This is a genomic window from Streptomyces sp. NPDC107471, assembly GCF_055582845.1.
Genome location: NZ_JBVJPC010000008.1, coordinates 420,902 through 440,758 on the forward strand (window position 1 = coordinate 420,902; position 19,857 = coordinate 440,758).

18 protein-coding genes are annotated in these 19,857 nt (G+C 73.4%); 9 read left to right on the forward strand and 9 right to left on the reverse strand.

Annotated elements, in window-relative coordinates; translation table 11 throughout:
• Positions 1-249: 249 nt before the first annotated feature.
• A complete protein-coding gene (locus tag ACZ66S_RS27735) occupies positions 250-1,872 on the reverse strand; it encodes an MFS transporter (RefSeq protein WP_469904250.1) in 1,623 nt (540 codons plus the stop codon).
• A 151-nt stretch (positions 1,873-2,023) separates the two neighbouring features.
• On the opposite strand from ACZ66S_RS27735, the gene ACZ66S_RS27740 reads away from it, so the two are divergent.
• From ACZ66S_RS27740 to ACZ66S_RS27760, 5 genes are all read left to right on the forward strand, one after another.
• Positions 2,024-3,019, forward strand: coding sequence for an Lrp/AsnC family transcriptional regulator (locus tag ACZ66S_RS27740; protein WP_469904251.1), 996 nt, complete (start codon positions 2,024-2,026; stop codon positions 3,017-3,019).
• A gap of 191 nt (positions 3,020-3,210) precedes the next feature.
• Positions 3,211-4,587 carry a Tat pathway signal sequence domain protein gene (locus ACZ66S_RS27745; protein WP_469904252.1) on the forward strand — a complete coding sequence of 459 codons (1,377 nt, stop codon included), beginning with the start codon at positions 3,211-3,213 and terminating at the stop codon, positions 4,585-4,587.
• A 275-nt stretch (positions 4,588-4,862) separates the two neighbouring features.
• Complete coding sequence (dhaK, locus tag ACZ66S_RS27750; RefSeq protein WP_469904253.1) at positions 4,863-5,855, forward strand: dihydroxyacetone kinase subunit DhaK; 993 nt, start codon at positions 4,863-4,865, stop codon at positions 5,853-5,855.
• 37 nt (positions 5,856-5,892) lie between these two features.
• The gene (dhaL, locus tag ACZ66S_RS27755; protein ID WP_469904254.1) at positions 5,893-6,492 is read left to right on the forward strand and encodes a dihydroxyacetone kinase subunit DhaL; all 600 of its coding nucleotides are present in this window, start codon (positions 5,893-5,895) and stop codon (positions 6,490-6,492) included.
• Positions 6,485-6,895: a PTS-dependent dihydroxyacetone kinase phosphotransferase subunit DhaM gene (locus tag ACZ66S_RS27760; RefSeq protein WP_469904255.1), complete on the forward strand. Its 411-nt coding sequence runs from the start codon at positions 6,485-6,487 to the stop codon at positions 6,893-6,895. Before dhaL ends, ACZ66S_RS27760 begins: the two co-directional genes overlap by 8 nt.
• Positions 6,896-6,953: 58 nt before the next feature.
• On the opposite strand, the gene ACZ66S_RS27765 is transcribed toward ACZ66S_RS27760, so the two are convergent.
• Positions 6,954-7,652, reverse strand: coding sequence for a glycoside hydrolase family 75 protein (locus ACZ66S_RS27765; protein ID WP_469904256.1), 699 nt, complete (start codon positions 7,650-7,652; stop codon positions 6,954-6,956).
• A 348-nt stretch (positions 7,653-8,000) separates the two neighbouring features.
• Between ACZ66S_RS27765 and ACZ66S_RS27770 the strand changes: the two genes are divergently transcribed.
• Together ACZ66S_RS27770 and ACZ66S_RS27775 are read left to right on the forward strand one after the other, a co-directional pair.
• Positions 8,001-8,981 carry a fibronectin type III domain-containing protein gene (locus ACZ66S_RS27770; protein ID WP_469904257.1) on the forward strand — a complete coding sequence of 327 codons (981 nt, stop codon included), beginning with the start codon at positions 8,001-8,003 and terminating at the stop codon, positions 8,979-8,981.
• Between the two features lie 155 nt (positions 8,982-9,136).
• Positions 9,137-9,688, forward strand: coding sequence for a hypothetical protein (locus ACZ66S_RS27775; protein WP_469904258.1), 552 nt, complete (start codon positions 9,137-9,139; stop codon positions 9,686-9,688).
• Between the two features lie 36 nt (positions 9,689-9,724).
• On the opposite strand, the gene ACZ66S_RS27780 is transcribed toward ACZ66S_RS27775, so the two are convergent.
• From ACZ66S_RS27780 to ACZ66S_RS27790, 3 genes are all read right to left on the reverse strand, one after another.
• Positions 9,725-10,267 carry a PadR family transcriptional regulator gene (locus tag ACZ66S_RS27780; RefSeq protein ID WP_469904259.1) on the reverse strand — a complete coding sequence of 181 codons (543 nt, stop codon included), beginning with the start codon at positions 10,265-10,267 and terminating at the stop codon, positions 9,725-9,727.
• Positions 10,268-10,289: 22 nt separating this feature from the next.
• Positions 10,290-12,305 (reverse strand): FAD-dependent oxidoreductase, encoded by a 2,016-nt coding sequence (locus ACZ66S_RS27785; protein WP_469904260.1) that lies wholly within the window; start codon positions 12,303-12,305, stop codon positions 10,290-10,292.
• Between the two features lie 107 nt (positions 12,306-12,412).
• Complete coding sequence (locus tag ACZ66S_RS27790) at positions 12,413-13,258, reverse strand: helix-turn-helix transcriptional regulator (RefSeq protein WP_469904261.1); 846 nt, start codon at positions 13,256-13,258, stop codon at positions 12,413-12,415.
• A 128-nt stretch (positions 13,259-13,386) separates the two neighbouring features.
• On the opposite strand from ACZ66S_RS27790, the gene ACZ66S_RS27795 reads away from it, so the two are divergent.
• Positions 13,387-14,154 carry an SDR family oxidoreductase gene (locus ACZ66S_RS27795; RefSeq protein ID WP_469904262.1) on the forward strand — a complete coding sequence of 256 codons (768 nt, stop codon included), beginning with the start codon at positions 13,387-13,389 and terminating at the stop codon, positions 14,152-14,154.
• 227 nt (positions 14,155-14,381) lie between these two features.
• Here ACZ66S_RS27795 and ACZ66S_RS27800 read toward each other — a convergent pair whose 3' ends face one another.
• The 4 genes from ACZ66S_RS27800 to ACZ66S_RS27815 form a co-directional block, all read right to left on the reverse strand.
• Positions 14,382-14,750, reverse strand: a complete 369-nt coding sequence (locus tag ACZ66S_RS27800; RefSeq protein ID WP_469904263.1) for a hypothetical protein — start codon at positions 14,748-14,750, stop codon at positions 14,382-14,384.
• Between the two features lie 106 nt (positions 14,751-14,856).
• Entirely contained in the window at positions 14,857-15,126 is a 270-nt protein-coding gene (locus tag ACZ66S_RS27805; RefSeq protein ID WP_469904264.1) for a DUF3040 domain-containing protein, read from the reverse strand.
• Between the two features lie 28 nt (positions 15,127-15,154).
• Complete coding sequence (locus ACZ66S_RS27810; protein WP_469904265.1) at positions 15,155-16,393, reverse strand: cation:proton antiporter; 1,239 nt, start codon at positions 16,391-16,393, stop codon at positions 15,155-15,157.
• Positions 16,394-16,564: 171 nt separating this feature from the next.
• Positions 16,565-17,440, reverse strand: a complete 876-nt coding sequence (locus ACZ66S_RS27815) for a hypothetical protein (protein WP_469904266.1) — start codon at positions 17,438-17,440, stop codon at positions 16,565-16,567.
• A 262-nt stretch (positions 17,441-17,702) separates the two neighbouring features.
• On the opposite strand from ACZ66S_RS27815, the gene ACZ66S_RS27820 reads away from it, so the two are divergent.
• Positions 17,703-19,784, forward strand: coding sequence for a SpoIIE family protein phosphatase (locus tag ACZ66S_RS27820; RefSeq protein ID WP_469904267.1), 2,082 nt, complete (start codon positions 17,703-17,705; stop codon positions 19,782-19,784).
• Positions 19,785-19,857: the final 73 nt, after the last annotated feature.

Here is a 19,857-nt window from a genome sequence, read left to right on the forward strand (position 1 = left end):
CCCGAACCGGCCAGGCTTCATCACACCGGCATCCGCCACCATCAGGCCCCGTCCCCGCCCGCCACGTAGAACCATCAGGCCCCACCCCACCGGCAACCCGGGAACCGCCAGGCCCCATCCCCGGCACCCGCACCGTCGGGCCCCACCCGACACCCGAAACCGCCAGGCCCCCCACCGGCACCCGTCGGCCCTCGCCCCGTCCGGCACCCGAAGACTGCCGGGACTCACCCCACCCGGCCCCCACGACCGTCAGGCCCCGCCCCCCTCACTCCCCGCCACCGCCGAGACCACCTCGATGGACCCCTCTCCCCCGGACGCCGCGACCTGCGTGCCGCCCGTTCGCGTGCCGTTGGGGCGGCGCAGCAGGACGAGAGCCACTATCGCGGCCAGCAGGGTGAGGGAACCCGCGACCGTCAGGCACAGCCGCAGTCCGTCCAGGAAGGCGTCCGAGAGGGCACCCAGGGCGCGGCCGGTGTCCGGCCCGAGGTCGAGGCCGGCCACCGCGCCCAGTCCCCCCTGGTCCGCGGTCGTGACGATCCGGTCCTGCGCCGCCCCGGTCAGCCCGGCGTCGGCGAGGTGGCCGGGGAGGCTGTCCAGCGCCCGGGTGGTGAGCAGCGCGCCGAGGACGGCCGGCCCGAGCGCCCCGCCGAGCTGGCGGAAGGCGTTGTTGCCCGCCGCGGCCATCCCCGCCAGGTGGTGCGGCACGGAGGCCACCGCCGTCGCGGTCATCGGGGTCATGACGGCCCCCAGCCCCAGTCCCAGCGGCGCCAGCCGCCAGGCCAGACCGCCGAAGGAGGTGTCCGCGTCCACGCCGACCAGCAGGAACAGCGAGGCGGACACGACCAGCAGACCGCCCGTGATCAGCACCCGCGCGGAGACCCGGTGCATGAGGCGTCCGACGGGCCCGCCGACCAGGATGGCGCAGGCGGTCACCACCAGCATCCGCCAGCCCGCCTGGAGGGTGTCGAGCTGCTGCACCATCCCGAAGTAGAGGCTGAGCAGGAAGAAGAAGCCGATCAACCCGAGGAAGGTGATCATCGCGACGAGCGTGGTCGCGGTGAAGGCCGGGCTGCGGAACAGCGCGAGGTCGAGCATCGGACTGTCGCTGCGCCGCTCGGCGACCACGAAGGCGGCACCGCCGACCACGGCCACCGCGAGAGCCGTCAGCACCTTGGGAGCGGTGAAGGAGTCCGCCCCGCCCTCGATGACGCCGTACACCAGGGCGGTGACCGCCACCGTGGCGGTGATCTGGCCCGGCCAGTCCAGCCGCCGCTCGTAGGGCGCGCGCGAGTCGGTCAGCAGCCGGGCCGCGAACACGGTGGCGAGCAGCGGGACGGGGATCGACAGGAGGTAGATCCAGCGCCAGGCGAAGTGGTCGAGGATCACCCCGGCGACCAGCGGGCCGACGGCCAGCGCCGCCATGAGCGAGGTGGCCCACAGGCCGATGAACTTCCCGCGCTCCCGGTGGTCGGGCACCGCGTGGCTGATCAGCGCGAGCGTGGTGGGCAGCAGCGTGGCCGCGCCGAGTCCGGAGAGGGCCTGTCCGATCCACAGCACCTGCACCGACTGCGCGGTGAGCGCGACGGCGGCCCCGGCCGCGGAGGACAGCAGCCCGGCCTGGAACACCCTCTTGCGCCCGTGGACGTCGCCGACGACACCGGCGGTCAGGATGAACGCGGCCATGGGCAGGACGAACGCGTCCTGGACCCAGGACAGTTGGGCGGTCGTCGCGCCCAGCGCCGACTGGACGGCCGGCAGGCTCACGGCGACCGTGGTGACCGGCAGATAGGCGACGAAGACGCCGAGACAGGCCATGACGAGCGTGGCCGCCCGCCGGTCGGCCGGCCCACTCGCCCGGGTCGTGACATTCACGGGGAACTCTCCTCTACGGCGACGCGCGCCGCGGTCGTTCAGGGTTTCTCGAGCGCCCCAGCATCGGCGACGGCGAGTCCGATCCCCAACGTCACGCCCGGAAGTGCACACATACATCCATCCGAGAGCGCCCTGCTGTCACACTTCTCTCATGTTCGACGAGATCGACGGAAAAATCCTCCGCGCGCTCCAGTACCGTCCCCGCGCCTCCTTCCGCCTGATCGGCGAGGTGGCCGGGGTGTCGGAGCAGACCGCCGCCCGCCGCTACCAGGCCCTGCGCCGCGAGGGGGTGCTGCGGGTGGTGGGTCTGATCAACCCGGAGGTGCACGGCCTGGCCCGCTGGATCACCCGTATCCGCTGCCGCCCCGACCGGGTCGCCCCACTGGCGGACGCCCTCACCCGCCGGCCCGACATCGCCTACGTCGGTCTCGCCTCCGGCGGCTCGGAGATCGTCTGCATGATCCACGCACCGGTCGACGCCCCCCGCGACGACATCCTGCTCCGCCAACTCCCCAAGGCAGCCTCGGTGCTGGACGTCAGCATCGACCTGCTGATCCACCCGTTCGGCACGCCGGGCACCTCCGAGTGGTCCGGATACGGCGGCCGGCTCAGCGCCGACCAGGTGACCCGGCTCACCGCGGACCGGCCGCCCGCGCCCACCGGCCCCGTGCAGCCGCCCACCGCCGAGGACAGCCCGCTGCTCGACGCCCTCGCCGAGGACGGGCGTACCACCCACACCCGGCTCGCCGAGCTCACGGGCTGGTCCAAGGCGCGCGTCGCCCGGCGGCTCGACGCCCTGGAGTCCTCGGGCGCCCTCACCTACGACGTCGACCTGCTCCCCGAGCGGCTGGGCCACCGCCTCAACGCCACCCTGTGGTTGCGGCTGGCGCCGGCCCATCTCCACCGGGTCGGCGAGGAGTTGGCCGGGCATGACGAGGTGGCCTTCGCCGGTGCCATGAGCGGGGACCACAACATCATGGTGGTCGCCAACTGCCGTGACGCCGAGGACTTCTACCGGTACCTCACGACCCGGGTGGCGGCCGTCCCCGGGATCGACGCCTACAGCGTCAGCGTCCGTGTCCGCCGCCTCAAGCAGGCCGCGTCCCTCATCGCCCACGGCCGGCTGATCCCGCCGACCCCCGCATAGGACGACCCGGGAGCCCGGTTGCCACCGGATCGCACGGGGAGACGAGCCGATCCCCTCGCTCGCGCCCCCCACCGCCCCTCCCACTCAACTGCTCTTCTTCTCCCAGACGTTGACCCGCCCCGCACACGACAGCAGAATGACCCCGCCTTTTGAGAGCGCTCTCAAGAACTCCGTACTTCCCGAGGAGACCCATGACCGGCAGCCCCCGCCCGCCCCTCAGTCGCCGCACCCTCATCGGGACCGGTCTCGGAGTCGTGGCCCTCGCCGCGACCGGCACCGGGACCGCCCACGCGGCGACTCAGGGCGCGTCCGCGACCTCCGCCCCCCGTCGTGCGCGGGCTTTCCTGGCCGCCGCCATGGACGCCTACCCGGACCACGGGACGATCCGGCTCACCCAGAGCTACACGGACCAGGCCGGCCTGTTCAGCACGGCGTTCACCTACGACAACGCCCTCGCGATCCTGGCCCACCTCGCCTCCCCGGGGGGCCGGTCGCGGGCCGTGGCCCTGGGAGACGCGCTGCTGTACGCCCAGGCCCACGACCCGGCGTACGACGACGGCCGGCTGCGGCAGGCCTACAACGTCGGGCCGTACACCTTCTACGACGGCTCCCCGCAGCCGGACGGGTTCGTCAAGGCGGACGGCACGGCCAACGTGGGCACGCAGTTCGGCTTCACGGGCACCGCCGTGGGCGACATGGCGTGGGCCGGCATCGCGCTCGGCGCGCTCGCGGAGCGGACCGGGGAGCGGCGCTTCCGCACCGGCGCGGTGCGGATCGGCGAGTGGATCGAGCGGGTGGGGCGGACCGACGAGCCGCTGGGCGGCTACAAGTTCGGGGTCGACGGGGCCGACAACAGGCTGCCCTTCACCTCCACCGAGCACAACACGGACCTGGTCGGTCTGTTCGGTCGGCTCGCCCGGCTGACCGGGGACAAGGTCTGGCGGGAGCGCCGTGCGCGTGCCCGGGCCTTCGTCGAGAGGATGTGGGAGCCGTCGGGGGGCTTCTTCTACACCGGCACCAACGACGGCGTGACGATCAACAGGTCCCCGATCCCGGAGGACACCCAGACCTGGACCCGCCTCGCCCTCGACTCCCCCGCCCACTCCCGTTCCCTCGACTGGGCCGCGGCCGAGCTGGCCGTCCTGGACACGGCCGACCGGCCCAACAGCACGGTTCCCGCCGGTCAGTCCTACGAGGGCGTCACCTTCAGCTCCGCGAGCCTGCTGGCGAACGAGAGCGCCCCCATCGCCGACGGCCAGCCCCGGCCCGACCGCAACGGCGTCTGGTTCGAGGGCACCGCGCACCTCGCGCTCGCGTTCCGCCACCGCGGACACGCCGGCGACGAGAGGCGCGCCCGCCGTCTGCTCGGCTCGATCGAACGTGCCCAGGACCACCTCGGCGGCGCCCAGACCGTCGGCGGCACGGCCCTCCCGGCACGCTCCGGGGTCGTCTCGGCGAGCAGCCCCCTGGACACCGGTTTCGGGTTCGGCTACTACCCCTACCGGCACACCGGCGCCACCGCCTGGTACCTCCTGGCCACGGCCCGCGCCAATCCCTTGCGGGGCTGACGGAAGGTCGGGCGGCAGCCCGGGCGTGCGCCGGCGGCCCGCTTCCTGACCGAGCGGGAGCAAATGCATCACGGCTCCCCCACCGGCGGCGGGCGCCGGGCCGCGCCCGGGCGGTTCCGTGCACGTGACCTTCACCGGCACAAGGTCGATACTTCCGACAGCGGCAGTGCGCTCCCGTCCGCCGCGGGGCGTCAAGATCGCCTACTGGTCACACTCGTTGTGAACTGTTAGAACGCAGACCACGAGTCCATCCGTTGTCGCACCCGGAGGTACCCATGAAGATGCTGATCAACGTTCCGGAAACCGTGGTCGCGGACGCCCTGCGCGGCATGGCGGCCGCCCATCCGGAGTTGACCGTGGACGTGGAGAACCGGGTGATCGTACGGCGGGACGCCCCCGTCGCCGGGAAGGTCGCCCTCGTCTCCGGCGGCGGCTCCGGGCACGAGCCGCTGCACGGCGGGTTCGTGGGACCCGGCATGCTCTCCGCAGCCTGCCCGGGCGAGGTGTTCACGTCCCCGGTGCCCGACCAGATGGTGCGGGCGGCGGCCGCCGTGGACAGCGGGGCGGGTGTGCTGTTCATCGTGAAGAACTACACGGGTGACGTCCTCAACTTCGACATGGCGGCCGAACTCGCCGAGGACGAGGGCATCCAGGTCGCGAAGGTCCTGGTCAACGATGACGTGGCGGTGACCGACAGCCTCTACACGGCCGGCCGGCGGGGCACCGGCGCCACGCTGTTCGTGGAGAAGATCGCGGGCGCCGCCGCCGAGGAGGGGCAGCCGCTGGAGCGGGTGGAGGCTATCGCCCGGCAGGTCAACGAGAACTCGCGGAGTTTCGGCGTCGCCCTGAGCGCGTGCAGTACGCCCGCCAAGGGCAGCCCGACCTTCGACCTGCCGCCCGGCGAGCTGGAGCTGGGCGTCGGCATCCACGGCGAGCCCGGCCGGGAGCGGCGCGCGATGATGACCGCGCGGGAGATCGCCGACTTCTCGGTGCACGCGATCCTGGACGACATGAGCCCGCGCAACCCGGTGCTCGTCCTGGTCAACGGCATGGGCGCCACCCCGCTCCTGGAGCTGTACGGCTTCAACGCCGAGGTGCAGCGGGTGCTCGCCGACCGCGGGGTCGCCGTCGCCCGCACCCTGGTCGGCAACTACGTCACCTCCCTCGACATGGCCGGCGCCTCCGTCACCCTGTGCCAGGTGGACGAGGAGCTGCTGCGCCTGTGGGACGCGCCGGTGCGGACACCGGGGCTGCGCTGGGGAGTCTGAGCAAGCGATCGACGTACCGACCACGCGAGGAGACCCAGTGCTCGACGCCGACTTCTTCCGCCGTTGGATGACGGCGACCGCCGCCTCCGTCGACCGTGAGGCGGAGCGCCTCACCGCCCTCGACTCCCCCATCGGGGACGCCGACCACGGCAGCAACCTCCAGCGCGGGTTCACCGCGGTGGCCACGGCCCTGGAGAAGGAGGCCCCGGGCAGCCCGGGAGCGGTCCTCCTCCTCGCCGGCCGCACCCTCATCTCGACGGTCGGCGGCGCGTCGGGGCCCCTGTACGGGACCCTGCTGCGGCGGACCGGCAAGGCGCTCGGGGACGCCGGCGAGGTCAGTGCCGAACAGCTCACCGAGGCCTTGCGGACGGGGGTGGAGGCCGTCATGGCGCTGGGCGGGGCCGCCCCGGGCGACAAGACCATGATCGACACGCTGGTGCCGGCCGTCGACGCGCTCGGCACGAGCTTCGCCGCGGCCCGGTCGGCCGCCGAGGAGGGCGCGCTGGCCACCACGCCGTTGCAGGCGCGCAAGGGCAGGGCGAGTTATCTCGGCGAGCGCAGCATCGGGCACCAGGACCCGGGCGCGACCTCGGCCGCCCTGCTGGTCGCCGCGCTCGCGGAGGCCGCAGGTGAGTGACGTGAGGCTGGTCGGGATCGTGCTGGTGTCGCACAGCGCGGAGGTCGCCGCGTCCGTGGCGGAGCTGGCGAAGGGGCTCGCGGGCAGTGGCACGGAGGTGCCCGTGGCCGCGGCCGGGGGCACCGAGGGCGGCGGCCTCGGTACGAGTGCGGAGCTGATCGCCGGCGCGGCCGCCGCCGTGGACCGGGGTGCCGGGGTCGCCGTCCTGACGGACCTCGGCAGTGCGGTGCTCACCGTCAAGGCGCTGCTGGCGGAGGGCGACGAACTCCCCGAGGGCACCCGGCTGGTGGACGCCCCGTTCGTGGAAGGAGCGGTGGCCGCGGTCGTCACGGCGGCTACCGGGGCCGACCTCGCGGCGGTGGAGGCGGCGGCCGCGGAGGCGTACGGCTACCGGAAGGTGTGACCCCGTCCAGCACGACGGCCGGCCGGCACTCCGGTCAGCCCGACCGGTGCCGGCGGGGTCACTTGCCCTGGGCGAACAGTGCGGCCAGCCGCTCCCCGGTGGCGACGGCGGCGGCATGGTCCTCGATCGGCTTCACCTGCGTGTTCCTGAAGACGATGTAGGTGACGCCGGAGGGCGTGCCACCGCCGCGCGGATCGGGCCGGATCCCGAGGGCCTCGGCGGTGGCGTAGGACGCCTCGCCGATGATGTGGCCCGGCCCCACGTCCCCGACCACGGCGTACTGCACCCGGTCCCCGTACACGACGGCCGCGACCGCGCCGCCCCGCACGCCGTGCGCGCGGTGGTCCCAGATCTGGCTCGGGGCCGGCACCACGATGTAGGGCAGGCTTTCGGCGCTCAGGTAGCGGCCGTCGGACTGCTGGAAGGCGGTGGCGTCGGAGAACAGCGGGTCGGTGCGGCCGTTGCAGCGGGTGCCGGGCCGGCCGTCGCAGTCGATGTCCATGTCGGCCTTCCAGAAGACGGCGTCCCGGGTGCCGCAGACCGGGATGTTCGCGGCCGTGCCGTCGTCGCTGCGGTAGCGGCCGCGCGAGACGGGGGCGCACTCGCGCACCCTGGCCAGGAGGTCGGCGGCCGCGACCTTCCCCTCGCGCCGCACCACCGGTTCCGTCCGGGCGGCGGCGGACTCCACGGCGGGGGACGTCGTCGGGGCGAGCAGAGCGGCACTTGCCGCGGCCAGCGTCAGCGACTGGACACGCACGATAGGACCCTCTCCTCGGGGCGTTGACGGGCACTCAGCGCCCAATCTGATGCCGCTTCAGCCGGGCGGCCACCGCAGAGGGTCCGGACGGGGCAGGGGCCAGGGGTCGGCGCCCTCGACGAACCCCGGCCCCCCGGCCACCCGTACGGCGCGGGAACAGCGACGACAGCGGCCCGCGCCACCGGCACGAACTCCGTTTCCCTCGCAAGGAGTTCGACCGTACAGGTGTTCAGCATACGTAACCCTCCCGAGTGCGCCCCGCACGGTCCGCCCTCTTGCTGCGGGCGGGCGACCGGCGTCATATTGGTCCGGACCATTGCCGTGCTGGTGTCCCTGGAGGGCAGAGACGTGCGAGGTGTGCCCGTACCCCTGTCCTTCTGCGCCGCGTTGGTCCTCGTCGCCTCGTGCGGCTGGGCCGGACCGGACGACGCCGAAGGCGGCGGGCTGCCCGCCGCCCCCGTGGGGGTCACCGCCGCCGCGGGGAGCGCCACCACCGTGCACGTGATGTGGAACGCCGTCGGCACGGGGATCGAGCGCTACGAGGTGTATCGCGGCACCACGAAGATCGAGGACGTGCCGGGTTCGCTGCACATGGTGGATGTCATCCGGCTGAAGCCCGCCACCTCGTACGTCTTCAGCGTGCGGGCCCGGGACAGCGAAGGGCGGCTCGGCCCGCCCAGCCGGGAGGTGCGGGCGACGACTCCGGCGGCCACGGCGGCGGACCGCTCGGCCCCCACCCGCCCCGGAGGCCTGCGGGGCCGGACGGTGGGCAGCCGGGCCGTCCAGTTGAGCTGGGCCGCCGCCAGGGATGACCGGGACGTGTCGTCGTACGACATCTTCCAGGCCGGCACGAAGATCCACAGTGTGGGCGGTCAGCAGACGGCGGCCGTGGTCACCGGGCTGCTGCCGGGCACCCGCTACTCCTTCACCGTGCGGGCCAGGGACGCGGCCGACAACCTCTCGCCGGCGGGGAACGCCGTCCGGCTGACGACGCCGGGCGCCGACGACGGCCGGGCCACGGCACCGACGCGGTTCGGCGCGACCGCTCGGCGGGCGGCCGACGGCGCGTACTACCTCGACCTGTCCTGGACGCCGCCCCGGACGGACGGTGTCGTCACGGAGTACCAGGTCCACCTCGACGGCAGGGCGGCCACCTCGCTCGTGTTCGGCGGGACGCCTCCGCGCGAGAAGGCGACGTACAGCTTCTACCTGGGGCGCGAGGCAGGCGAGAGGCACCGGGTGCGGATCCGGGCGCGGCTGCCCGACGGCACCTGGGGCGGGCTGTCGGCGGAGCGGTCGGTGACGACGGGCGCCGCCGCTGCCCCGTGACGCTGCGCCGGACGGGGCGGTCCGTCACCTGTCCGGCGCAGCCCCACGTGCGGGCCGGGCCCGGGGCACATTGGCTGTCCCCGAGGCAGCACGGGCTTCCCCCACCTCGGCGGCGCCACGGATGTACCGCCAACCGTGCCGCCGGAGGGCAGTCCATGCGCACTGAACAGCTACTTCTCCGCTCCGGCCTGACCGTCGCGGCCGTCGCCGCGCTGCCGCTCGTCCTGACCGCCGGGCCGGCCGCCGCGGCGTCGGGGATCTCCGTGAGCACCTCCGGATCCACGGTCTCCGTCACGACCACGGCCTGCTCCCGCACCGCCACCACCGGCGGCTGGGGCACGGCCTCGCTCCTGACCAGCAGTCAGGCGAACTTCAGCCAGGGCCGTCAGGTGGCCCTGTCCGGGACCACCTCGCTCCAGTCCGCGGCCTGGTCGAACGTGAGCCCCGGCACGTACACCGTCATCGTGATGTGCGCCTTCAACAACAGCACGGCGGGCACCCAGTCGATCATCGTCTCGGGGTCCGCCACGCCCACCATCTCGGCGACGGCCACGGCTTCCCCGTCCCGCGGTGTCATGGGCGGTCTGGGCGGCGGCACCGAGGACTACGGCACGCTGACCCTGGTGGCCGGCGGCGGCCTGGTGGCGGTCGGCGCGGTGGCCGCGGGGTGGTTCCTGCGCCGCCGCTCCCGGCCGTACCGCCTCTGACGGCTTCGCTCCCGGCGGTCCGTTCGCGAAAGGCCCTCAGCGTTGCGGGAGTTCGGCCAACTCCCGCAGCGCCTCGGTGAGCCACCGCGTCCAGAAGGTCTCCAGCTCGATGCCCGCGCGCAGGACCAGGTGTTGCAGCCTGGCCTGCGCGCTGTCGTTGCCGGGCGGGAAGTCGCGCTCCTCGATCTCCTCGTACTCCGCCAACTGTCGCCGGTGCAGGTCGAGATGGCGGCGCAGGTCGGCTTCGAGACCCGCGGTGCCGACGACGGCCGCCGCGCGCAGGCGCAACAGCAGGGCGTCCCGGTGCGGCTTGGGGTCCTGCGTCGCGGCCGTCCAGCGCTCGAGTTCGGCGCGGCCCGCGGGCAGGACCTCGTAGCTCTTCTTCTGCCCGCGGGTCGGGCGGTCCTCCGGGATGGCCCGGATGTGGCCCTCGGCCTCCAGTTTTCCCAGCTCGCGATAGATCTGCTGGTGCGAGGCCGACCAGAAGTAGCCGATCGACTTGTCGAACCGGCGGGTCAGGTCCAGCCCCGCGGACGGCCTTTCGAGCAGTGCGGTGAGGATCGCGTGCGGGAGTGACATGGAGTCATCCTAGGGACGCCCCTCAGAGGGCGGCCGCGACCTCGGTGCCCTGCTTGACGGCCCGCTTGGCGTCCAGCTCGGCGGCCACGTCGGCACCGCCGATCAGGTGCACGCTGCGGCCCGCGGCGACGAGCTCCTCGTACAGGTCCCGGCGCGGTTCCTGGCCGGTGCACAGCACGATGGTGTCGACCTCCAGGACCGTGCTCTCCTCGCCGACGGTGACATGCAGTCCGGCGTCGTCGATCCGGTCGTAGCGCACCCCCGGGACCATGGTGACGCCCCGGTGCTTGAGCTCGGTGCGGTGGATCCAGCCGGTGGTCTTGCCGAGCCCGGCGCCGACCTTGCTGGTCTTGCGCTGGAGGAGGTGCACGGTGCGGGGCGGGGCGGGGCGTTCGGGGGCCGCGAGTCCGCCGGGTGCCGTGTAGTCCATGTCGACGCCCCACTGGCGGAAGTACGTCGCCGGGTCCTCGTGCGCCTTGTCGCCGCCGTCGGTGAGGAACTCGGCCACGTCGAAGCCGATGCCGCCGGCCCCGAGGATCGCGACCCGGTCGCCGACCGGGGCGCCGTCGCGCAGGACGTCCAGGTAGCCGACCACGCTCGGGTGGTCGACGCCCGGGATGTCCGGGGTGCGCGGGGTGACACCGGTCGCGACGACGACCTCGTCGTAGTCGGCCAAGTCGCCTGCGGAGACAGGGGTGTCGAGCCGTACGTCCACGCCGTGGGCGTCGAGCCGGTGGCGGAAGTAGCGGATGGTCTCGTCGAACTCCTGCTTGCCGGGGACCCGGCGGGCGACGTTGAGCTGGCCGCCGATCTCGCTTGCGGCGTCGAACAGGGTGACCTCGTGGCCGCGTTCGGCGGCGGAGACCGCACAGGCGAGACCCGCCGGGCCGGCTCCGACGACCGCCACGCGTTTGCGCAGCCGGGTCGGGGACAGCACCAGCTCGGTCTCGTGGCAGGCGCGCGGGTTGACCAGGCAGGAGGTGATCTTCCCGCTGAAGGTGTGGTCGAGGCAGGCCTGGTTGCAGCCGATGCAGGTGTTGATGGCCTCGGGCGTCCCGGCGGCGGCCTTGTTCACGAACTCCGGGTCGGCGAGCATCGGGCGGGCCATCGACACCATGTCGGCGTACCCGTCGGCGAGCAACTCCTCGGCCAGTTCGGGGGTGTTGATGCGGTTGGTGGTCACGAGCGGGATCGACACCTCGCCCATGAGCCGCTTGGTCACCCAGGTGTAGGCGCCGCGCGGCACGGAGGTGGCGATGGTGGGGATGCGGGCCTCGTGCCAGCCGATGCCGGTGTTGATGATGGTGGCCCCGGCTGCCTCGACGGCCTTGGCGAGGGTGATCACCTCGTCGAGCGTGGAGCCGCCCGGGACGAGGTCCAGCATGGACAGCCGGTAGACGATGATGAAGTCCTCGCCGACGGCCTCGCGCACCCGGCGCACGATCTCGACGGGGAACCGCATGCGGTTCTCGTACGGGCCGCCCCAGCGGTCGGTGCGCCGGTTGGTCTGCGCGGCGATGAACTCGTTGATGAGGTAGCCCTCGGAGCCCATGATCTCCACGCCGTCGTAGCCGGCCTGCCGGGCGAGGCGGGCGGCGCGGGCGTAGTCCTCGACGGTCCGCTCGACCTCGGCGTCGGTGAGCTCGCGGGGCGGGAAGGGGCTGATCGGCGCCTGGAGGGGGCTCGGGGCGACCAGGTCCCGGTGGTAGGCGTACCGGCCGAAGTGCAGGATCTGCATCGCGATCCGGCCGCCCTCGCGGTGCACGGCCTCGGTGATGGCCCGGTGCTGCTCGGCCTCCGCGCCGGTGGTGAGCTTGGCGCCGCCCTCGTAGGGCCGCCCCTCGTCGTTGGGCGCGATGCCGCCGGTGACGATCAGGCCCACTCCCCCGCGCGCCCGCTCCGCGTAGAAGGCGGCCATGCGCTCGAAGCCGCGCTCGGCCTCCTCGAGACCGACGTGCATGGAGCCCATCAGCACACGGTTGGGCAGGGTGGTGAAGCCCAGGTCGAGCGGGTTCAGCAGGTGCGGGTATCGGCTCATCGGGCCCCTCCGTCGCGGTCTCGTGCCTCTCTGTTGTAGAGGACCGCGACGCCTTTATGCAACTAGTTGCACAACCGGGGCGGGGTGATCCGAGCCACGTGGCGCTCTCAGGTGCCGGCCGTCCGGTCGGCGGGGGCCTCGGCCGCGGCGAGGCTGCCCAGCAGGGCGAGCGCCTGTTCCGACGGGCTGCCCGGCTCGGCCTGGTAGACGACCAACTGCTGGTCGGGGGCGCTGTTGACGGTCAGCGACTCGTAGTCCAGGGTCAGGTCGCCGACCAGCGGATGCCGGAAGCGTTTGCGCTCGCGCGTCTTGCGGCGGATGTCGTGCCGGGCCCAGAGCGCGCGGAACTCCGCGCTGTGCAAGGAGAGTTCACCGACCGTGGCGATCATGCCCGGGTCGTCGTGGGCGGTCTCCGCGCAGGCCCGCAGCGCGGCCACGGTGTTCACGGCCACTGACTCCCAGTCCGGGTAGAAGTCCCGGGCGCCGGGATCGAGGAAGACCAGCCGCGGCAGATCGGCGCTGTGGGCGTGGCCCGCGAACAGGGCACCGCCCAGGACGTTGTGGGCGAGGACGGTCAGACAGCGGCCGAGGACCACCGCCGGGGTGCGGTGCCAGCCCGCCATCATCCGCAGCAGGGCGGGGCTGACCGCTTCCGGCCCCGGACGTGACCGGCTCCCGGCAGGACGCGCCAGGCGGTGCAGGTGGTCGGCCGCGTCGTCCTCCAGGCCCAGCACCCGTGCCAGCGCGTCGACGACCTGCGCCGAGGGACTGCGCTCGCGGCCCTGTTCCAGGCGTACGTAGTAGTCGGTGCTGACCCCTGCCAGCACCGCGACCTCCTCGCGGCGCAGGCCCGCCACCCGGCGCCGGGCCCCGGCCGGCAGCCCGGCGTCCTCGGGCCGGACCAGGGCACGGCGGGCACGCAGGAAGAGGCCGAGCCGGTTGTCGGTGTCCATACCGCCGACCCTAGGTCCGGCCGCCGTCCCGCGGCAGCTCTCAAGGTGGCCGCGGTACTCCTACGATCCGCTCTCCTCGGGGTGGCACGGCCTGGGCACCTGCGCGGACCGGCCCCACCGTGGACGGCATGACAGACACGTGGAACCTCACCCACCGCGTCGCGGTCGTCACCGGCGCCTCCAGCGGGATCGGCGCGGCCACGGCACGCCGCCTCGCCGCCGGCGGGGCGAGCGTCGCCCTGCTGGGCCGCCGCGAGGACCGGCTGAAGGCGCTGGCCGACGAGCTGGGCCGTACGGCCGACGGACGGGTCCTGCCCGTCCCCGTGGACCTGACCGACGCCGAGGCGGTCACGCGGGCCGCCGCCGACGTCAGCGGGACGCTCGGCACCGTCGACCTGGTCGTGGCCAACGCCGGCGTCATGCTGGGCGCCCCCTTCGAGCGGGCCGGCACCGACGAGTGGGACCGCATGATCGACGTCAATCTGCGCGGCCTGCTGCACACGTCCCGTGCCTTCACCGACGACCTCCTCGCGGCGGCCTCCCGCGGCGGCCCGGCGGACCTCGTCCACGTCGGCTCCGTGGGCGGCCATCTCCTCTTCCCCGACTGGTCGGTCTACTGCGCCACCAAGGCGGCCGTCGCCCACCTCGCCCGCAACCTGCGCGCGGAGCTCGGTCCGCGCGGAGTGCGGGTGAAGAACATCGAGCCCGGGGTCACCACCACCGAGCTGGGCGCGGACATGCGGGACACCGGGGCCCGGGAGTCCCTGTCCCGCATGCGCTCCGATCTGACGCCCCTGACCGCGGCGGACGTCGCGGAGACCGTCGCCTTCGCGGTGGCGGCCCCGCCGAACGTCAACGTCGCCGAGATGGTGGTGGTGCCGGTGCGGCAGGGCTGATCACCGGGCGGCCGGTCGCGCCCCGACGGCCGCGCGACCGGCCGGGGCGGCGGCCCCGCGGGCGGTGACTGGCACAACAGCCGCAGGTCCGCGACCGGCCGTGGCGGCCCCGCGCACGGTCAACGGCTCTCCAGCCGCAGGTTCGCGACCAGCCGTGACGACCCCGCGGGCGGTCAACGGCACTCCGGCCGCAGGTTCGCGACCAGCCGTGACGGCCCCACGGACGGTCAACGGCTCTCCAGCCGCACGTGCAGTTCCCGCTCCTGGTCGCCCGACGCGGACGCGAGGTCCCGCACCGTGAACATCGAGTCCAATGTCTCCCGGAGCCTCTCGATGGCCCAGTACCCGCCCTGCGCGTCGGCCTCCACGGAGGACGACAACCGCGCGGGCGGCGGGCAGGACCGCGCCTCGGTCACCTCGAACGTCCCCAGCCACACCATCGGCCGCGTCTCGTGCAGTTGCTGCGGCACCTCGTCGGCCTCCCGGTCCGAATCGAAGCACGTGTTCAGCGTGTCGAAGACGATCCGGGCGTCCTCCGCGCTGCATCCGCTGATCTCCAGCGAGACGGACTCGTCGTGCGCTCGCTCACGATCCATCGTGGTCGCTCCTCTCATGGCGTTGATCGGTACCGTCGGGTTCCCCGCGAACCGCGCCACACCCCCAGAAAAGCACCCCGGTTCCCGGAGCACTACCGCGGCGGGGTCAGCGCGGCGGCCGGTCCCGGTGCGGATCGAACAACGGGACGGCGATACCGGCGAGAACCAGGCCCGCGGCCACGAGGATGCCCACCGGCAGTGCCATGCCCGCGGCCAGGAGGCCCAGGGCGACCGCGAGGGTCCCCCAGGCACCGCCGCGCCGGTACTCGCGGGGCCGGGCGGGTCGGCCCGACCCCAGCGCGCGGGCGAACCGTGGGTCGTCACGCTCCAGCCTGGCCGCGAGATGGACCAGGTGCTCGTCGTCGGGCCGGTGCATGGCTCCTCCTTCGCACGGCGAACGTCCGCTACCGTTCGACGTCCGCACCCACCGCGACGGAGACCGGCTGTGGTGGGGTGCCGTCCCCGGGTGTCCGGGCACGACGACGGGACCCCAGGGCCCGGGCCAGCAGATGGGCCCGCCCCGCGGCCACGGGACCGAGAACGGCCAGGACAAGGACATACCCGGCGATGAACGGCGCCAGACGTGCGTCGAGCCCCGCACTTGCCGCCATCGCCCCGAGGATCAGGGCGAATTCGCCGCGCGCCACGAGGGTCGTGGCGATGTCGGCGGCGGGCCCGGCACCGTAGCCGTAGAGCCGGGCGACGAGCAGACCGGCCACGACGTTCATCACGACGGTCACGGCCGCCGCTGCGGCGACGGGTCCGGCGACGGACGTGACGACTCCCGGGTCGATGGACAGTCCGAAGGCGAAGAAGAAGATGGCGGCGAAGGCGTCGCGCAGCGGGTGCACCAGCCGGCGGATGCGGGGCCCGGAGGGTGTGCCGGCCAGGATCAGCCCGACCATGAAGGCGCCGATGGCGTCGGCGACGCCGAGCACCTCGGAGACTCCGGCGACCAGGACCGCGGCACCGAGGAAGCTGATGACCAGCAGTTCGCTGTCGCGGACGTGGACGAGCCGGCCGATCCAGCGGGTGCCGTACCGGGCGGTGGCGGCCAGGACCAGCAGGAACCCGAACGCCTTGCCGGCCTGGAGGAGCACCTCCACCGGGCCCCGGGCGCCGCCGATGACGGGCTGGAGCGCGGCGAGGTAGAGCGCGAGGAAGATGTCCTCGACCACGATCACGCCGAGGATCAGCCGGGTCTCGGGGCGGCCGATCCGCCCCAGGTCGATGAGGATCTTGGTGACGATCGCGGACGAGGAGATGCCGAGGACCCCGGCCAGCACCAGCGCCTCCCGGGTCCCCCAGCCCAGCGCGAACCCGAAGCCGAGGCCGGCGCCGACGTTCGCCACGAGGTAGATCCCGCCCGCCGCGAGCAGCCGCCTGCCGCCGGTGCGCAGGTCGTCGACGTGGAACTCCAGGCCCAGGTAGAACAGCAGCAGCACCAGGCCGAGCGCGGAGAGCATCTCGAAGTCGTGAGCGTCCTCGACCAGGACCAGGCCGGGGGTGTGCGGGCCGAGCAGGATGCCGGCGAGCATGAACAGCGGGATGGTCGGCAGTCCGATGCGGCCGCCGAGCCGGGCGAGGAACGCGGCCGCCAGGAAGGCGCCGCCCATGGCGAGCAGGGTGTCAGCGTGTCCCACGGGTCACCTCCCCCGGGGGCGCGGAAGGTCGTACGGGCGGTGTCTCACGGAAACGGATGCGCATCTCCCTTGCTGTGGTGGGTGTTTGTACCACCGTCGCATCCGGGTTCCGGCTCCCGCCATCGGTGCCGACCCCCATTTCGCGGGGGCCGGCACCGGCCCGTCAGGGGCTCAACTCCTGGTGAAGCGGTACGTCTTGCTGTCCGTCAGGACGCAGAAGCCGGGCGAGACGACGATCACGCGCAGGGTTCCGGTACGGCGGTCGTAGTCGATGCCCTCCGCCTCGAACGTGCCCGAGCAGGAGCTCCTGAGCGGCAGTTGGCGCAGTGCCGTGACATGCCCGGAGACGTTCCCCGAGCCGGTCGGGGCGGCGCTCAGGTCGATCTGGAGGAGCGGCTTGGTGTAGCCGAAGAGCGTGCCGGCCGGATCGTCGGAGGAGCACAGCAGTTGCGTGGCGCTCAGGAAGTCGCAGCCCTGCACGTCCCGGACCGCGTGGTCGAGGGTGACGGTGGCGGCCTGCGGGAGGTTCGCCGAGGGCGAGGTGCTCGCGTTGACCCCGGGCGTGGGGAAGACCAGGAAGCGGGTCATGGTGCCCCACTCGCCGGACAGCATCCACTGTCCGTCGGGCGAGATCGCGACCCACGAGTTGTTGAGCGCCTCGCCGGGGCTGAGCGTGTGGACGTACTCGGACCAGGTCCCGTTCGGCGCCTGCACGCGGTACATCTTCGCGGTGCCCGAGTCGGCCTGGTAGGGCTCGATGTAGTGGCCGTCGTAGGAGGCGTCGGGGTCGCCCACGTGGTTCCAGCCGCGGGTGGCGAGGCCGAACGGGATGGTGCCGATGCCGGTGTACCGGTTGGCGGATCCGGCCGGGACCTCGACCGAGGTGAGGCCCTGGCTCTCGGTGAGCGGATCGGCGCGGTCGCTGCCGACCTCGGTCCAGGTGTCCGCGGCGGAGGCCGGCGGTGCGGCGGCCAGGAGGGCCGTCGCGGTGAGGGTGACGAGGGCGGCGAGGACCGCGTGACAACGCTGTCTGGCGCGCAGGGGCATGCAGAACTCCTGAGGCTCCTGGAGCGTGGGTGAGCTGGGTCGGCGCACAGTCTGGCGCCCCTACGGCGGTCATGTACAGGCCAATCGAATGAACAAGCGGCCTTCGTCACCCCGGCGCACTTCACCGGACGCGCCCCCGCGTGTTGAGGGATGGTGGAAGAACACGACCGCGTGGTCACGGAGACGGTTGAACGCGGTAGAACAAGGGGAGTCGGCACGGGGGTACGGCGTGCCGCGAGGACGGTCTAAGGCGGTTCGTGCAATGGGTGCAGCCGGAATAACCGCGTCCGAGGGCAAAGAGCCCCCGCACGGGGCCGTACGGCCGAGCGGACTGCTCGACGAGCTGGGCATGGCCTCGGTGGTGCTGGACGCCGAGGGCCGCATCGTGCTGTGGAGCCCGCAGGCCGAGGAGCTGTTCGGATACAGCGCCCAGGAGGCGCTGGGCCAGTACGCGGCCCACCTGATGATCCACGAGCAGCACGCCGACCTGGTCGTCAAACTGTTCGCCGACGTCATGGAGACCGGGCAGAGCTGGGCCGGCGCGTTCCCCGTCCGGCGCAAGGACGGCGGCACCCGGCTGGTGGAGTTCCGCAACATGCGGCTGCTGGACGACCGCGGCGACGTCTACGCGCTCGGGCTGTGCGCCGACCAGTCGACCGTGCGCCGCCTGGAGCGGGACGTGGCGCTGTCGACCCGGATGGTCTCCCAGTCCCCGATCGGGCTGGCCGTGCTGGACACCGAGCTGCGGTACGTCTCGGTGAACCCGGCCCTGGAACTGCTGAACGGCGTGCCGGCCGCGGACCACGTCGGGCGCAAGATCGGCGAGGTGCTCCCCGACCTCGACGTGGCCGCCTTCGAGGCCGCCGCCCGGGAGGTGCTGCGCACCGGCACCCCGCTGGTCGACCAGCACACGGTCGGGCGTACGCCCGCGGACCCCGACTCGGACCACGCCTGGTCGGTCTCGCTGTACCGGCTGGAGGACGCGCTCGGGACCGTCCTCGGGGTGGCGGGCTCGGTCCTGGACGTCACCGAGCAGCATCTGGCGACCGTGGAGGCCGAGACGGCCCGGCGCCGCCTGGCGCTCGTCGCCGACGCCTCCACCCGCATCGGCACCACCCTCGACCTGGACCGCACCGCCCGTGAGCTGGCCGACGTGGCCGTGCCGGAACTCGCGGACGTGGCGGCCGTGGACCTGCTGGAGGCGGTGGCCCAGGGCAGACCGAGCACCCTGCGGCCCACCGAACCCGCGGTGATGCGCCCCCTGGCCGTCGAGGCGTCCGGCGCCCCCGACGCCCTGGGCGCGGCCGATCCGCCCGGGAAGGTCGCCCGGTACGCCCCCGAGCGCCTGGTCACCGAGTGCGTGCGCACCGGCAGCCCGGTCCTGGTGGCCCGGGTCGGACCGGAGGACCTCACCCGCATCGCGCGCTCACCGGAGGCGGCCGCGCTGCTGGCCAGGGCCGGCGTGCACTCCTACCTGGCCGTGCCGCTGATCGCCCGCGGCGAGGTACTGGGCGCCCTCGACCTCAAGCGCGTCCACAATCCGGAGCCGTTCGGGGAGGACGACCTGCTGCTGGCGCGGGAGCTGGCGGCCCGCGCGGCGGTGCAGATCGACAACGCCCGCTGGTACCAGGACGCCCGCAACACCGCGCTCACCCTCCAGCGCAGCCTGCTGCCCAGCCACCCCTCCGTGACCGGCGGCCTGGAGGTGGCCTCCCGCTACCAGCCCGCGGGCGCCACCGCCGAGGTCGGCGGCGACTGGTTCGACGTGATCCCGCTGGACGAGGGCAAGACCGCGCTGGTCGTGGGCGACGTGATGGGCAGCGGCATCACGGCCGCCGCCACGATGGGCCGGCTGCGCACCGCGACCAACACCCTGGCCTCCCTCGACCTGGACCCGGCCCGGCTGCTCGAACACCTCGACCGCATCACCGAGGACCTGGACCACTCCATCGCCACGTGCGTGTACGCCGTGCACGACCCGCGGCTCGGGCAGTGCCGGATCGCCAACGCCGGGCACCTGCCCCCGGTACGCCTGCGCCCCGGCCGCCCGCCGGAGCTGCTGGAGCTCCCCACGGGGGCGCCGCTGGGCGTGGGCGGCGTCGCCTTCTCCACGACCACCGTCGACCTCGCTCCCGGTGACCGGCTCGTCCTGTACACGGACGGCCTCGTCGAGACCCGCCAGCATCCGCTGGACGAGCGCCTGGACGCGCTGCTCGACCTGCTCGACACCCCGGACGGTCCGCTGGAGGAGGTCTGCGACCTGCTGCTGCGCACCCTGCACCAGCCGGACAACTCCGACGACGTGGCACTGCTGATCGCCCGCGTGCAGACGCCCGCGTCTTGAGCGACGTACGGTCCGGATCCGCGGGTGCGGACGGACTCGGGTCCGGCGGGCCGCCCGTGCCCGCACCGGTTCC

What these genes read in the sequence shown, in the direction of transcription:
- ACZ66S_RS27740 (WP_469904251.1), top strand. Translation starts at nt 2,024, where the DNA reads ATGTTCGACGAGATCGACGGAAAAATCCTCCGCGCGCTCCAGTACCGT.
- ACZ66S_RS27745 (WP_469904252.1), top strand. Translation starts at nt 3,211, where the DNA reads ATGACCGGCAGCCCCCGCCCGCCCCTCAGTCGCCGCACCCTCATCGGG.
- dhaK (WP_469904253.1), top strand. Translation starts at nt 4,863, where the DNA reads ATGAAGATGCTGATCAACGTTCCGGAAACCGTGGTCGCGGACGCCCTG.
- ACZ66S_RS27775 (WP_469904258.1), top strand. Translation starts at nt 9,137, where the DNA reads ATGCGCACTGAACAGCTACTTCTCCGCTCCGGCCTGACCGTCGCGGCC.
- ACZ66S_RS27780 (WP_469904259.1), bottom strand. Translation starts at nt 10,267, where the DNA reads ATGTCACTCCCGCACGCGATCCTCACCGCACTGCTCGAAAGGCCGTCC.
- ACZ66S_RS27785 (WP_469904260.1), bottom strand. Translation starts at nt 12,305, where the DNA reads ATGAGCCGATACCCGCACCTGCTGAACCCGCTCGACCTGGGCTTCACC.
- ACZ66S_RS27790 (WP_469904261.1), bottom strand. Translation starts at nt 13,258, where the DNA reads ATGGACACCGACAACCGGCTCGGCCTCTTCCTGCGTGCCCGCCGTGCC.
- ACZ66S_RS27795 (WP_469904262.1), top strand. Translation starts at nt 13,387, where the DNA reads ATGACAGACACGTGGAACCTCACCCACCGCGTCGCGGTCGTCACCGGC.
- ACZ66S_RS27800 (WP_469904263.1), bottom strand. Translation starts at nt 14,750, where the DNA reads ATGGATCGTGAGCGAGCGCACGACGAGTCCGTCTCGCTGGAGATCAGC.
- ACZ66S_RS27805 (WP_469904264.1), bottom strand. Translation starts at nt 15,126, where the DNA reads ATGCACCGGCCCGACGACGAGCACCTGGTCCATCTCGCGGCCAGGCTG.
- ACZ66S_RS27815 (WP_469904266.1), bottom strand. Translation starts at nt 17,440, where the DNA reads ATGCCCCTGCGCGCCAGACAGCGTTGTCACGCGGTCCTCGCCGCCCTC.
- ACZ66S_RS27820 (WP_469904267.1), top strand. Translation starts at nt 17,703, where the DNA reads ATGGGTGCAGCCGGAATAACCGCGTCCGAGGGCAAAGAGCCCCCGCAC.